Source organism: Psychrobacter cibarius (genome assembly GCF_904845955.1).
Taxonomy (GTDB): domain Bacteria; phylum Pseudomonadota; class Gammaproteobacteria; order Pseudomonadales; family Moraxellaceae; genus Psychrobacter; species Psychrobacter cibarius_B.
Genome location: NZ_CAJGYX010000004.1, coordinates 1 through 14,637, shown reverse-complemented (window position 1 = coordinate 14,637; position 14,637 = coordinate 1). Strand labels below are relative to the sequence as shown.

Annotated in this window: 10 protein-coding genes; 1 reads left to right on the top strand and 9 read right to left on the bottom strand. The window is 43.1% G+C overall.

Features of this window, described 5'->3' with window-relative positions; all coding sequences use genetic code 11:
• Positions 1-476 precede the first annotated feature (476 nt).
• Complete coding sequence (gene trmB / locus JMV76_RS08950) at positions 477-1,328, bottom strand: tRNA (guanosine(46)-N7)-methyltransferase TrmB (protein WP_201502437.1); 852 nt, start codon at positions 1,326-1,328, stop codon at positions 477-479.
• Positions 1,329-1,628: 300 nt separating this feature from the next.
• On the opposite strand from trmB, the gene JMV76_RS08945 reads away from it, so the two are divergent.
• A complete protein-coding gene (locus JMV76_RS08945; RefSeq protein ID WP_201502436.1) occupies positions 1,629-2,558 on the top strand; it encodes a pilin in 930 nt (309 codons plus the stop codon).
• 73 nt (positions 2,559-2,631) lie between these two features.
• Here the strand turns inward: JMV76_RS08945 and JMV76_RS08940 are convergent, their stop codons facing one another.
• From JMV76_RS08940 to gmk, 8 genes are all read right to left on the bottom strand, one after another.
• The gene (locus JMV76_RS08940) at positions 2,632-4,518 is read right to left on the bottom strand and encodes a monovalent cation:proton antiporter-2 (CPA2) family protein (protein ID WP_201502435.1); all 1,887 of its coding nucleotides are present in this window, start codon (positions 4,516-4,518) and stop codon (positions 2,632-2,634) included.
• Positions 4,519-4,593: 75 nt separating this feature from the next.
• Positions 4,594-5,298 (bottom strand): hypothetical protein, encoded by a 705-nt coding sequence (locus tag JMV76_RS08935; protein WP_201502434.1) that lies wholly within the window; start codon positions 5,296-5,298, stop codon positions 4,594-4,596.
• 579 nt (positions 5,299-5,877) lie between these two features.
• Entirely contained in the window at positions 5,878-7,068 is a 1,191-nt protein-coding gene (locus JMV76_RS08930; RefSeq protein ID WP_201502433.1) for a cation diffusion facilitator family transporter, read from the bottom strand.
• A gap of 218 nt (positions 7,069-7,286) precedes the next feature.
• On the bottom strand, positions 7,287-9,572 hold the full coding sequence (locus JMV76_RS08925) for a primosomal protein N' (protein WP_201502432.1): 2,286 nt from the start codon (positions 9,570-9,572) through the stop codon (positions 7,287-7,289).
• 249 nt (positions 9,573-9,821) lie between these two features.
• On the bottom strand, positions 9,822-10,202 hold the full coding sequence (locus tag JMV76_RS08920; RefSeq protein ID WP_109589603.1) for a RidA family protein: 381 nt from the start codon (positions 10,200-10,202) through the stop codon (positions 9,822-9,824).
• Between the two features lie 250 nt (positions 10,203-10,452).
• Entirely contained in the window at positions 10,453-12,651 is a 2,199-nt protein-coding gene (locus JMV76_RS08915) for a RelA/SpoT family protein (protein ID WP_045444214.1), read from the bottom strand.
• A gap of 412 nt (positions 12,652-13,063) precedes the next feature.
• Positions 13,064-13,324, bottom strand: a complete 261-nt coding sequence (gene rpoZ, locus JMV76_RS08910) for a DNA-directed RNA polymerase subunit omega (RefSeq protein ID WP_045444217.1) — start codon at positions 13,322-13,324, stop codon at positions 13,064-13,066.
• Positions 13,325-13,521: 197 nt separating this feature from the next.
• On the bottom strand, positions 13,522-14,148 hold the full coding sequence (gene gmk / locus JMV76_RS08905) for a guanylate kinase (RefSeq protein WP_201502431.1): 627 nt from the start codon (positions 14,146-14,148) through the stop codon (positions 13,522-13,524).
• Positions 14,149-14,637 lie beyond the last annotated feature (489 nt).

Sequence of the window (14,637 nt, the reverse complement as noted above, 5' to 3'; positions counted from 1 at the left end):
AAAAATATATTGAAAATAAATTACAGTATTATAAAATACGTCATAACTTACTGATTTAAAAGGTTTTTTAAATTGTATAAAAAATGAACGATTTTACCTCATCCTTTGAGCTATCTAGGGAAATTGTTGTCAAGTGCGTACTTATGCACAGGGTTATCCACAGCTTATGGGGAGAACTCATGAATCCCTTATACTATCAATGTTTGAGTAGGTAGGTGACCTGTGAGTGTGGCGCTGCAATATATTTTTTACCCCTATATATAGCGCTATTGATTTAAAAATTCTATGAAAATAGACGATGTTTCACATATTAAAAAAAATTTATTATTTTTAATAAAAATACTTGTAGCTTGTATATTAAGGGTTGTAGCTGAAAAAAATCAAATAATATTGTCATTAGATAATTTGCAAGCACAAAAAAGCGGCTAAATAATTTAGCCGCTATGCAGAAGTCACCGAAGATAAGTGAGCCAAATCTAGTCTTTGATATAGATTAAATCCCAAACGCCATGTCCACTATTTATACCGCGGCGCTCAAATTTGGTCATTGGACGAAAGTCAGGGCGGTCGGTGAAGTGACCTGCGCCTGCTTGAGTGGTTAAACCAGTAAAACCATCTAAAACTTCAACCATCCAAAAGGCATAATGCTCCCAGTCGGTTGCGGTATGGAACCAGCCGCCTTGCTTTAGACTACGAGTCACAATCGCCATGCGTTCAGCACTGACGAAGCGGCGTTTGTGATGGCGCTTTTTTTGCCATGGGTCAGGGAAGTAAAGCTGGATGCGATCAATATGGTTTTCTGGTAGTTGCTTGAGCAATTGGATGGCATCACCGTTGATGATTTTGACATTAGTCAAATTTTGAGTACCTGCCATATAGGCGCATTTACCGATACCTGGCTCGTGCACTTCGACGCCGACGAAATTGCGGCTAGGTTCTGCTGCTGCCATTTCAATAAACGAATCACCCAGTCCAAAACCGATCTCTAAAGTAAGCGGTGCTTCACTACCGTTAGGGCTATCAGCGAATAGCGTTCGTAGATTGTCAATACCATCAAGATTGCCATCACCGAAACTGTTATTGACCAGATACTCAGCAAATTCTGGCGCGGTTAGTGCCAGTTCGGCATTTTTATTCATGTGCGTACGTCGTTTCATAAAAGTATTGACGATACGTAGATGTTTGCTTTCTTCAGGCTTACTCTCATTACTAATACTGGCTTCAATGTCAGTATTAGTATTGCTTTCGGTGTTAGTGCTGAGGACTTTTTGCTCATCAGTAGTATTCGTACTATCGATGTTATCATTAATATCAGGATGTGGACTCATAGGATTGACAAGGCTTAATAAAATGGGTGATGTATGCTTATTATAAGTTAAATCTATACAGCTGTGAACGGACAATAATTTTTTAATATTGTTATCGTTCATTCAGCATAAAAAAGTGAAAGCGCTGATCTTGTTTGACGTATCACATATAGATTGGCATTCGGCTGCCTTGACTTTCTTTTACATTGAATTAACGGTATTTATCTGTCGTTTTACTGTTCTGCACATCAGTTTTGGCGTTATCATACAACATGCGTAATGGATTTAAATTTTTCTTCATCGTTAATAGGGGTCATCACTATGCTATTTATCGAGACGGATTCGCCACCCCCTTTTTACCAAGAACAGCTGACTCCTGCTAAGCGTACACAACTCGATAAATGGTTCATCGGTCATCGTAGCCAGCACTATTATCTGAAACGTTTTGAGCAGTTCGATGCGCAAGGTTATCTATCGCCAAAATGGCATTGGGCAGCATTTTTCGTAACCTTTCCTTGGCTCCTCTATCGTAAACGCTATATGGATGCGATTGTCTATAGCGTGGCAGGCTGGTCGTTTATCCAGCTCAATGTGGCACTGGTATTGGTTGCGTTTGAATTTTTGGCGATGTCTTTTATCCCTGATGCTTACCAAATGGCGACACGCATAGGTATTGCCGCGCTCATTTGGTTATTTTGGTCGTTTATGGTGGCACGTTGGACGGATGCGTATTATTACCGCATGGCGCGACGTGAAATTGCAGATGCTATCGATGATTATCCGCGTGATGAAGCAGCGCAAAAGGCGCATCTGCGCCGAGAAGGTGGGGTCAGTCTATTTGGGCTAGGATTGGGGTTTGGTATTTTTGCCTTTGCTTTAATGGTCATTAAGATACAGTTTTTACCAATTATTGCCAAGCCAAAAGCCAATGAAGTGCTGTTCGATGCGTATGATACAGCCAAAACGGCACAAAATAGTGTAGCACTGATTTATCAACAGACAGGGCAATGTCCGATTCATTTGCCTATTGATACAGGCACTCAGCAGATACGAATTGATATCGATAAAAAGGCCGCTGGCGTAGTAGAGACGGATTGTGCAGTCATTGCGACCATGCAAAATATTCAGTTCCCTATCCGCTACCTAAATCAGCAGACACTGGTTTTTTACCATGTGCCAGACAGTGATACTTGGAGCTGTATGAGTTCACTAAATAAGAAACTGGCACCGGCAAGCTGTATGCCTGATTAGGGCATGTTTAATGATTTAACGATGACACTGACTATTTGTGAATCATCAAACACGCTTTAAAATATATAAATATTTAGGTGTTAGAGTCAGTTGCAACATCGTCCTTTTTATCAACGGGTGTTGCTTTACTTTTTAGCGCGTCATAAAAATCTGTTAAGTCCATTTTTCGGGCTTTATCAATGTCTTCATCAAACAAGCTTTCTAGCTCTGCCATCGCTGATTGTGCGGATTCAATCATGCTGGCTTCATCATCATAGATCGCTTGCTGACGTTCAATCAAGTCATCGTCGTAATCACGGAAAGTTTGCACCGTCTCGCGCGCTTTTTCTGGTGAGATGCCAAGCAGTTGTAGCGACTCACGCGACATATCCAAGGATGATAGGTAAGTCTCACGCCAAATATGACGCACACCGACCTCACGTAACCGATAATAATGCTGACGGTCACGTGCCCGTGCCAAGACAATCAAGTCTGGATAGTTTTTACGCAAGTATTGAGCCGTGGTGATAGAGCGCTCTAAATCATCGATGGCTAAAATAAACACACGGGCTTTTTTGATACCAGCCGCGCGCAATATCTCAGGGTTTTTTGGGTCGCCGTAATAGACTTGGTTACCAAATTTACGAACGAAATCGACACGATTTGCTGAGCGTTCAATGGCGGTAAATTCGATGTTATGCATGCGTAGTACACGACCGATAATCTGACCGACGCGCCCAAAGCCAGCAATAATGACTTGATGTTCATGATCGGGAATGGCATCGTATTCCAGGCTGGGTTTGCTTTTGGCAAATAAAGGCTCACCGATTTTCTCAAGTAACAAAAATGCCAGTGGTGTGAGCGCCATGGAGATAGTAACGATAAGGTTCAAGGTGTTGGCAAGCTCAGGTCGTAAGACATTTTGAGCAGTAGCGACACTGAATAAAACAAAAGCAAATTCACCACCTTGAGCGAGCGTCACACCCAGTCTGATACTGGTTGGCCAGCGATTGCCTGATATCTTTGCAATGGCGGTAATGACACCAAATTTGATAGCCATCAATGCCATTGCACAGCCGATGATAAAGATAGGTTTTGCCAAGATAAGTTTGACATCAGTCAGCATACCGACCGACATAAAAAATAAGCCAAGTAGCAATCCTTTAAACGGCTCAATACTGGCTTCTAACTCATGGCGATACTCAGAATCTGCGAGCAGTACCCCTGTCAAAAAAGCACCTAATGCCATCGATAAACCAATTTGACCCATCAAAATCGATACACCCATCACGATAAATAGCGCAACGGCGGTCAGCAGTTCTGATGCGCCACTAGAGGCTACAAACTTAAAGAAGGGACGAACGACATAACGACTAGCAAAAATCAGTCCAGCAAAAACCGCAAAAACTTTGCCAAAATAAATCAAATCATAACTTTGTTCGCGCACCCCTGATAGGAAAGGAATAACGGCTAGCAAAGGGATAACCGCAATATCTTGGAATAATAAAATCGTGAACGCTTCACGACCGTGGGTGCTAGAAAGCTGCTGTTTTTCCGTCAGTATTTGTAGTACAAAAGCTGTGGACGACAAGGCAAGGCCAAAACCGACGATAAAAGCAGTATCGAGCTGCAAGCCAAAAATTTGATGTAACAGCCCCATTAATAATGTGCCAGTCAGACCAACTTGCAAACCACCGAGGACAAATATCGAACGCCGCAGTGCCCATAATCGTGAGGGTTGCAGCTCAAGCCCGATAATGAATAGCAGCATGACCACGCCAAACTCAGAGAAGTGCAACAAGCTCTCAGCATCGCCTGCGACGTCTCGACCACTTGGCCCCAATATCAATCCTGTAATGAGATAACCTAAGACCGTCGCAATGCCAAAACGTTTACCAAGGGGTACAAAGAGCAGGGCTGCTCCTAAGAAGATTGTAGCTTGTAACATTAAATTTGGTGAGCCGGTGGCGGCAGCGAACATCTGGAATCCTTAGCAGTCATGATAAAATAAGCGTTACAATATGGGCATAGCAAAAATAAAAAATCTTAGCATACGTTATTTTTTACGATAAATCTTCCACACACCATTATCGGCAAGTGGATTGTTATAAGCATCGTTACGGCGCTTACGCGGGGTCTGGCGACTGTCTACGATTTTGAAATCGGGCAGCGCATGGACGATAAGTCCCGTTCGATAAAAACGCACGCGTTCAGGCTCCAGCATCTCGCCCTTGCTATCACGGCAAAATACATAGGCGCGCAAATCAATAAATTCACGATGCGCCACCAAACGCGCCTCATCATCATTATCAAATACTGCACTCATACGCGCAATTTCATCAGCACTATAGTCACCACACTTATCAGTAAGCGCACCGACCGAACCGAAGCTTTTGGATTCTTTTGCACGGGTCTTGGTCAAATGTAGCCTTTGAACATGATAGATAAATTGCGGTATCTCAAGGCTGGCTGGTAGCGGCAGATGATCGGGTGGTAGATTGGCAGCAGGATAAAACGCCATGGCGCGCTCAAGCAGATTATGCCAACGCTGCTGATAGGCTTGGACTTCGGCGATATTGCCTTCATAAATTGGCATATCACGAATTTGACGCAAAATATCAGGCGGAAACTGCTCATCTCGAAAGCTAGCAATGTCTTCTTGCAGCGTCGATAACAATGCTTTGGCATGCTTTTTACCCTCTGCTGAGATAGGGTCATCAATGTAGCTTGGAGCAACAAAAGGAGCTGAGCGTCTCGACATGGCAGAAAATAATCCATTAGTGGTAAATTGGGTGTTTCAGCTTTAAGTATACAGAATTTATATGAAAAATATGGCGGCGAGGCTAAATTTTCCATCATTTTTAACATGCCATTACAATGCTAAAAATTGGCGTGATATCAGCTTATTTAAAATAAAGCCTGTTTATGTCGGTGCATAAGAAGTTATATTCATGCATGATGATTCGTCCACTGATAGTAAGTTGCGCGGATTATTGAAGACTTTTAGCAAAATAATTTTAAGGATTTTCGGGGCAGGACTGACGCGGTTATTTGGATTTTGGTTGCTGCATTTGTCAAATATGGCACCCGCTTATTTGACACCTATCATGACTGACGCATGAGATTTTTGGATTCGAATCATATTCTTATCGTTGGGGTTGGGTATTTGGTCAATAACAACGCTTTGGCTCATTTGGTGCATATGGCGTTATGGTTGCCACCACTTGATAAAACGTCGCTAATCAATCATAGACGACGTTTAAATTGATATTTGAATGAAGAATGATCTTTTCAATGTTTAATGTCTGACTTTCAAAGTCTGATTTTCAATGCCTCATGCTTAATGATTGTGACCAATATGATTATTACCCTCTGTTTGTTGTTCTGAGATGTCGCAGACCAGCGCATCGCTATGTGCCTCAGTTTGCGGATGTGATGCGCTTTCCACCTGAATGGTCGCATGATGGATGCCGAGCTCAAGCAAGCTTTGTTCTAAATTGGCAATCAATATGCTGGATTCATGAATACTCATCTCGCCATCGACAACGACGTGACAAGACAAGGCGTTTAGACCACTGGTAATACTCCAAACATGCAAATCATGAACTTCTTGTACTTGTGGATGGGTAAGCAGTTTTTTTTCTACATCCACCAAGGATATGCCTTCTGGCGTGCCTTCCATCAAAATATGTACGGAATCACGCACAACGCGGTAACCACTAAATAATATCAGTATCGCGACAATCACCGAGGCTGCCCCATCCGCCCAAACCCAGCCGAAGCTCATCATCAAAAGCGCGGCAATAATAGCGGCAACCGAACCCATTAAGTCACTCAATACATGCAGGTAAGCACTTTGCATATTAAGATTGACCGGTGCTTTACTCGCATTTTTTCCTTGAGTGTCTTCATAACTGTCTTTGTGACTACCAGCATGACTGTGACCATGCGCATCTCCACCGCGACTGCCTCGATGCATCAGCCAAGCGACCAGAATATTGACCAACATACCGATAGTAGCAACGATAAGCATGCCTTGGGTAGCAATTTCAGGCGGTGTATTGAAGCGCTTAATCGCCTCATAAAAAATCATTAGCGCAATAATGACTAGTGTCGCACCATTGACTGTTGCGACTAAAATCTCAAAGCGTTTATAACCAAACGTCTTTTGATGAGTGGCTGCTTTTTCTCCAATTTTAAATGCCATTAACGTCGCGCCAAGTGCGATTGCATCACTTAGCATGTGACCTGCATCAGATAATAGCGCCAAACTGCCAGTCAGCCAGCCACCGATGGCTTCAATAAACATATAGCCTGTGATAATGATAAAGCTAAACAGCAAGGTGCGCTGATAGCCCTTGGTATCTCGCGGGGCTGTTGTTTGCTCTAAGTGTTCATCGTGATCGTGAGTGGCTTGATTGTCATGAGTGTAGTTGCTCTCATCATCTTTATGCAGATGGTTAGCCACATTAACAGTATCATTCTGATGAGAATGGTTGCCTTGTTCAGCGTTTGATTTATTTTGACTCATGACAACACTCAGAATGACAGAAGAGGAAATTTGATTGCTTATAAGGCTGGGCTTGCTGTTCGCAAACTAGCCAGATATAAAGAATTTAGCATATTTAATAAACGCTTGCTGTATCTAGGCAGTAAACGATGAATTTCCTATTTTGAATAACGTTCTTTATTGACGGCGAGCTATAGAAGAGTAATTGGGCTTAAAGAGTGATGGTTAGGCGTTGGCGGCTACCAACCAACAGGGTCGATATCCAAAGTGAGTTTAAGGTACTTGGCACTTGGCAAGGTCAATACGGGCTGCCACCATTGGTTTAATACATGGTGTAATTGTTGTCGATTTTTGCCTAAAAGTAGCAGTTGTACGTGGTAACGGCTATTCTTTTTGCTCATTGGTGCATCGATAGGTCCTAGTACGGCGAGATTATGTCCATTTGGTAGAATGGCAATGGCATCTTTAAGGGCTTGGCTCGTGGCAGCAAGGGTTTTACCTTCACAGCGTATCAGGACAGCATGACTATGCGGCGGTAAACCCATCATTTTACGCTCTTGCAATAGCTCGCGAGCAAAAGACAAATAACCATCTTTGACCAGTTTTAATAGTAATTCATTATCTGGTTGCAGCGTTTGAATGAGTACACGACCAGATTTATCACCGCGACCGGCACGTCCTGCTACTTGAATCATTAATTGCGCGGTATGTTCCGGCGAGCGAAAGTCGGCGGATAAAAAACCACGATCGGCGTTTGGCAAGCAGACAAGCGTAACATTGGGGAAATGATGACCTTTGGCGACCATCTGCGTGCCAACCAAGATGGCAGGATTGCCTTGATTGATACGCTGATAGATATTCTCCCAACTGTCTTTACGTCTGGTGGTATCGCGATCGATTTGGATAATGGGGTAAAGCTCTTTGCTGGTTTGCGGATTGGCAAAAATCGCATGCAGGTTTTCGCTGAGCCTTGTCGTGCCCATCCCTTTGGCATCCAAATTTTGACTGCCACAATCAGGGCAAACTTTTGGAATATAAGCTTGCCAGTCGCAGTGGTGGCATTTTAGATAGGAGCTACTATAAGCGTTGTGTTGGGACTGGCTGTTATAATGAACGGTTAGATGCGCGTCGCAGCGTGGACAATCTGCCTGCCAACCGCAAGCTTCGCATAGCAAAACTGGTGCATAGCCGCGACGGTTTAAAAATATTAATACTTGATCGCCCGCTTCTAGCGTTTGCCGTATTGCCCCAATAAGCGCATCGGTCAGCCCAGTATCATAGCGCGCGCCGTCGTCCGTCGTTTGTTGATGAGTACTTTGCAGGCGCGCATCAATCAGCTGCATGGTTGCAAGCTTCGCATTACCGGGACGAGTTTGCAGTTGGCACTCCACCAGCTTACCGTCATCGACCAGTTTTAGATGCTCAAGAGATGGCGTCGCCGTACCCAGTACGACAGGAATATTGGCTTGTAGTCCGCGATAAAGTGCCACGTCAGCGGCATGATAGCGCAAGGTATCTTGCTGCTTATAAGAACCATCATGCGCTTCATCAACGACAATTAAGCCCAAATCTGCAAAAGGATATAGCACCGCTGAGCGCGTGCCAATAATGATTTGAGCGTGACCGGTACGGCAATCTTGCCAACCTTGTAAGCGATGGGTGTTATTCATACCTGAATGCAATAAGACAATGTGAGCGGCAAAGCGACTGGCGAAACGCGCACGCGTTTGCGGTGTCAATCCAATCTCTGGTACCAAAATTAATACCTGCTTGCCAGCTTCCAATACGGCTTGCATTGCTTGCAGATAGACTTCTGTCTTGCCACTACCAGTGATGCCATTTAATAAAAATCCCGTGTAGCGATTGGCTTCATGAGCCGCAATAATGGCGGTAACGGCGAGTTGTTGCTCGTCATTGAGATCAAGGGGCATTTTTGCTAATTTAACAGGCGCAGGTGATTGTTTGGGCTGAATATATCGCTCGATTAAACCTTTGTCTTCAAGCGCCTTTAAAAAACTCCTCTCCATGCCCTCTAGTAATAAAATATCTTCACTCGCGCCGCGCTCGCCATGCAGCTTAAGCATATCAAATTGTTGTTTTTGTTTTTTGGCGTTGGCACGAAAGTCAGTGTCGCTTACCTGTGGCAAAATTCGCCAATGGGTAATCAGTAAATCCAGCGGCTTACCTTGACGAACGAGCGTTGGCAGCATGACTGCTAAAACGTCACCAAGCGGGTAGTGATAATAACGCGCCAGCCAATGTGCCAGCTTTAGCATACTTGTCTCTAAAATAGGCTCAGCATCCAAGCATTTATTGATAGGTTTTAGCTTATTAAGTGGCACGCTGCTATTTGCTTCTGGAATATGAGCGACGACGATACCGATTAAAGTTTGACGACCAAAGGATACTTCGACACGGCAGCCAATATGAGGTAAAGAAGGGCTTGATAAGGCGTTGATATCTGCTGGTACGCTATAGTCAAATACCCGATAAAGGGGCACGGGTAGAGCAACTTGTACCAACATAGAATGCGTTCCTAGTTTTCAGGTAAATGGTTTTTGGATAAACAGTTTTTAGGTAAATGGACTTTAGATAACCAGCTTTTAGATAACTAGATCGTAATATTGGTAAGAATAATAGCAGTAAGCCCAAATAGTGATATTTGGGCTTACTCTGGCCTTACCTTTTAGCAGTGGCTTTTTTGACGTAACGACTTGAGAATTAAGTACGTCTATGTATTAAGCCTTACCATATACATGATGATACGGCTTAAGTTACTCAATATATAAAATTGACTCAATCTCGACCACACCGCCTTTAGGTAACGCCGCTACTTGGACAGCTGCACGAGCAGGATATGGCTCGCTCAAATTGGCAACGAATACTTCGTTTAAAACAGCAAAATCACTCAAATCTGTTAATGACACGTTAAATTTAACCACGTCATTTAAGCTGCCACCAGCCGCTTCACAGATGGCTTTGATGTTTTCGAACACTTGCTCAGCCTGTGCTTTAAAACCTTCTTTTAATTCCATGGTATCAGGGTCAAAACCCAACTGTCCTGAAATATAGACGGTGTGACCAACTTTGACGGCTTGTGAATAAGTACCAACGGCAGCAGGGGCTTTATCAGTTTGAATGGTTTGACGAGTCATATTATATCCTTTTTATCTTTTTCTGGTTTAGTAGGTAAGGGCGCATTATTCATCATTTACATTTTGGTTTTCACCGTGCAAATGATGACACGCTCTATGTTTATTTGTTAAAAATCAAAAAACACAGTTTATCATTATTTCAGGTCTTTCTAAAATTTTCTAAATCCATTATTCAATGTTCTATTGAGTGGGTGTTGGTGGCAATGTATCACGCGCACTACACCATACGCACTACACCTTGTTACCAGCACTACAGCTGATACAGCCTAATGATATTAGGGAAACCTAGCAAGGAGCGTAGCTCGCGAATGCCTTGAGCTAGATGATTGCGACTGCGAACGATGATATGGATGATGGTGTCACTACTGCGCACGTCTACTTTTTCTACCCCGATATTTAATTGGCGTAAATGATAGATTACTTCAGTAATTTGTTCGTCGCTGAGGGCAATAGATAGTTTTAAATAGGCTGGAAAGCGAATCTTTCCGGTATTTTTTATGTCATGTTCGCCAGCGTCACCTTGTTTTACGGCCTTGTCATTACGCCAGCGCAGTTGTATAACCTGATAAGGATTGTCTTTACGAATATCGTCAAGTGAAAAGCACTTGTGTCGATGAACAACCAGACCATGACGGGACAAGTGACCGACGATAGGATCACCATAAATAGGATGACAACAATTGGCAAAATCAAGCTCAACCCCAGACGCATTGACTATCAGCTGCTGTGGTTGGGTCATATCATCGCTGTGTTCTTGTGCTTGTAAATCATTAACTTCATCGCTAAACAAGCGAGTTACCACCAGCTGTGGTAATAACGTACCAGAGCTTATTTGCTCGAATAGTTCGGATTTTTCGGTCAAGCCACGCCATTCAGTGAGGTTTTTCCAATCACTATCGGTTAAGTCATCGAGACTTTTTTGATAGGTTTTTAGCGCCCGATCTAAGGCTTGTTGACCATGGTGTTGCTTATCAGCAGGAGACAAGTCTTTAAACCAACGCAAAATCTCTTCACGCGCTTTATTGGTCACGACAAATCCTAGCCATTCTGCTTTTGGTTCTGAGTGGCTATTGACTTCTATTTCAACCAGCTGCCCATTCTTAACGACTGTGCCAAGTTTGGCTTTTTTGCCATCGATATTGGCGCCAACGGCTACATTGCCGACCATCGGTCCGACAGCGTAAGCAAAGTCTAGTGCGGTTGCGCCTTGTGGTAGCTCATAAGCGCGACCCTTTGGACTATAGCAGATGATTTTACTGGAGTGTAGGTAATCCATCAGCTCATTAATGGTAGAGACTGCCGCTGAAAAGTCTGGGCTATTTTCATCTAAGCTGTCTTCATCGACCAAGTCTTTCATATTGCGTAATGAGGCTTGGATAACCGATTGGCTAACGTCTGAGGCATGCTCTGCACCAATGACACCAAGCCGCGCTGCGCTTTGCATTTGCTTGGTCAAAATCGTCACTTTGACGACATCGTTATCGCGCTCATAGATAAGCGTGAGTGATTGATTGCCACCCGGTAGCGGACGACGAATATTATCAGCGATATGAGAGTCATCAATCTGGTATTTTTTAATTAAGTAATAGGCCAGCTTGTCACAGGCTTCGACATTATCGAGGACAATCTCAAAGGCATAATGACGGAGTAGAGCATTGATTTCACCGCGATTGCGGAAAAACTGACGGTAGATGACCACGCGATTGTCTAAAACTTTAACCAGACCATTCAACCCCAAATTATTGAGGACAATACTCAAGTAGCGATGGATGGCCTCTCTTTGAAAGTTACGCCCAAGCCCGTGCTGTAGTAGCTTGTCAGACAGTTTGTTGTACATGTCAGAATCAAGGTTACGGTAACAGAGCACCTCGATATAATCGGCAATATCATTAAGACCCATTAGCCGCGCAAACGGCACATAAAAATCCAACGTTTCTTGTGCTGTGGTGCGTTGTTTTTCGGGGCGTACTGCATCCAGTGTCGACATATTATGTAAGCGGTCAGCAAGTTTAATAATCAATACACGTGGGTCGGCAAGGGTGGCTGTCAAAATTTTATGAAAGGTGGCTGCTTTGTTTTGCTGTTTATTGTGTGAGGACGACTTTAGCTTAGTCACACCGTCGACCAGTCTCGCCACTATTTTGCCATAGCGCTGCTCAATCTGCTCATCGCTCACCTCGGTGTCTTCGACCGTATCATGCAAAATCGCTGCAATAATCGTATCTCGATCCAAACGAAAACCTGCCAGTATCTCGGCCACCGCAATCGGGTGGGTGATATAAGGCTCTCCTGATTTACGCTTATCTTTGATGTGCGCAATATCACCGAACTCACAGGCATCAATAATATCACGGCGTTCAGCAGCAGTGAGGTAACCTACTGAGCGCAGTAAATTATATTGAGCCTCATCGACTAAATGATGGCTGAGTTTGGGTAAGGTTTGACTCATAAAGTAACGATCCTATTTTCCATTACCTGTTTGCCTGACTGTCTATCGGGTAAATGGTGACTGAATAAATGCTGGAATACTATAAATATAAAAAATCTCGAGAAAAAAGATAAAAATAGGTAGACCATCCTCTAATTAATCGTAAATCGCATTCAATGTCAACTGCTAAGCGAACAGGTGCTATAAAAATTTAGAAATTCTAACTCAATGGTAGGTTTTCAGGTATAAATGGTGACTAAAACAGTCAAAGCAATATCACAGCAATCAGCCATTACAACCAAAAAACCACAGCCTATGCTGTGGTCTCTCGTCAATATGTCATCACTGTGTGGATTTGTCTTATAAGGCAGTGGTTAGCTTTATAGGCTTCATACGACAAATCTTCAATGCTGTATCTTAACAATACAGTGTCTTAAAAACCATGATCGCCTGACAGTGCCAAATCTAATGAACTGGTGGCAAAGTTGTGCTCTGGCTGATTTAGGATATCGCGAGTGATTTTACCAGCAGCGATTTCACGCAATGCCAATACCGTAGGCTTGTCATTATCCACATCAACCAATGGTTCTGCGATACCTTTAGCCAATTGACGTGCACGTTTGCTTGCCACTAAAATCAGTTCAAAGCGATTATCAACATTATCCAAACAATCTTCAATCGTCACTCGTGCCATATGTAGCTACCTCGGTTGTTTTTATTAGTCACGGAGCTTGCCCGCCACTCAATAAAAATAATATCAAAATATAAAGGGGGATAGCGAGACATTATAGCATTTTTTGCCCAGCCGCGTAGTTGCTTTTTGCGTGTCTATTAACGTATCTATTAATAAGCGCTCATCGACTGAGTTGACAGTAGTATTTCGCTCTTGCTTTACTCTTCTACTTTATTGCTAAGTAAATTGCTGATGGTGCGATGATACCGCTGCTGTTGACGCTTAAGCGTCTGCCTGTCTGCCACGATAATGGCTTTTAGCTCAGTCAAAGCGACCTCAAAATTGTCATTAATAATCACAAAATCAAAATGGACATATTGCGCCATCTCAGTCACTGCGCCAGCCAGACGTTGCTCTATTACCTCCATAGTATCTTGCCCACGCGTCGATAGACGCTGACGTAAAGTGGCAATACTTGGCGGTAAAATAAAAATCATAATGGCGTCAGTAAAGATTTTTTTGACTTGTAGTGCGCCCTGCCAATCAATCTCTAAAATAACATCGACGCCTGCTTCTAACTGCGTCCGCACGCTTTGCTCCGAGGTGCCATAGTAATTACCAAAGACCTCAGCATGTTCTAAAAACTTGTTTTCACCGATGGCAGTCACAAATTTTTCGATGTCGGTAAAATGATAATGATGACCATCAATCTCGCCGGGACGTGGCGTGCGCGTGGTGTGTGATACGCTGACGGTTAAGTCATTAGTCGTGGCAAGTAGCTGCTTTACCAGTGAGGTTTTGCCCGTACCTGAGGCGGCAGTAATAATAAATAATGAACCTGTCATACAATGTGTCCTAATGGAGTGTGTGCTAGTCAAATCTGTGCGAGTAAAAGAGCCAAAGCTGTTTTAGTAAACAATTCAAAACTGGTAAAAAGAAAAATCGCCATCATGTATGGCGATAGACATTGTCATCGATGCACTATTATAAACTGCTTTTGTGGCTTTTATTTTAATTAAAGCCGCCTTTGACCAGTCGTTATCATCGAAGCGATGTAAAGATGGCATAGGATGACACAGTATAAATCACGTTTTTGGTGCATTGAGTGCAGTTAACGCTGCCACTATGGATAAATACTTTGAACGTATGAATATGTGTGTGCTTCTAGTTAAAACAGGCTCTAGTACCGTGCTATTTTCAAAGGCAATAAAAGTAAATTATGCTAAAGTAGCGTAATGAATTCATCCCAATTTTTGAATTAAAGCTTTTGACAGTAATGTTGTGTATTTAAGCTTTAATAATAAATTATCTAATGATAGGCCCTCTTATGCAAA

Coding starts and splice junctions, on each gene's coding strand:
- JMV76_RS08930 (WP_201502433.1), bottom strand. CDS start 7,068: ATGAGTCAAAATAAATCAAACGCTGAACAAGGCAACCATTCTCATCAG.
- JMV76_RS08915 (WP_045444214.1), bottom strand. CDS start 12,651: ATGAGTCAAACCTTACCCAAACTCAGCCATCATTTAGTCGATGAGGCT.
- JMV76_RS08940 (WP_201502435.1), bottom strand. CDS start 4,518: ATGTTCGCTGCCGCCACCGGCTCACCAAATTTAATGTTACAAGCTACA.
- rpoZ (WP_045444217.1), bottom strand. CDS start 13,324: ATGGCACGAGTGACGATTGAAGATTGTTTGGATAATGTTGATAATCGC.
- gmk (WP_201502431.1), bottom strand. CDS start 14,148: ATGACAGGTTCATTATTTATTATTACTGCCGCCTCAGGTACGGGCAAA.
- JMV76_RS08920 (WP_109589603.1), bottom strand. CDS start 10,202: ATGACTCGTCAAACCATTCAAACTGATAAAGCCCCTGCTGCCGTTGGT.
- JMV76_RS08945 (WP_201502436.1), top strand. CDS start 1,629: ATGCTATTTATCGAGACGGATTCGCCACCCCCTTTTTACCAAGAACAG.
- trmB (WP_201502437.1), bottom strand. CDS start 1,328: ATGAGTCCACATCCTGATATTAATGATAACATCGATAGTACGAATACT.
- JMV76_RS08935 (WP_201502434.1), bottom strand. CDS start 5,298: ATGTCGAGACGCTCAGCTCCTTTTGTTGCTCCAAGCTACATTGATGAC.
- JMV76_RS08925 (WP_201502432.1), bottom strand. CDS start 9,572: ATGTTGGTACAAGTTGCTCTACCCGTGCCCCTTTATCGGGTATTTGAC.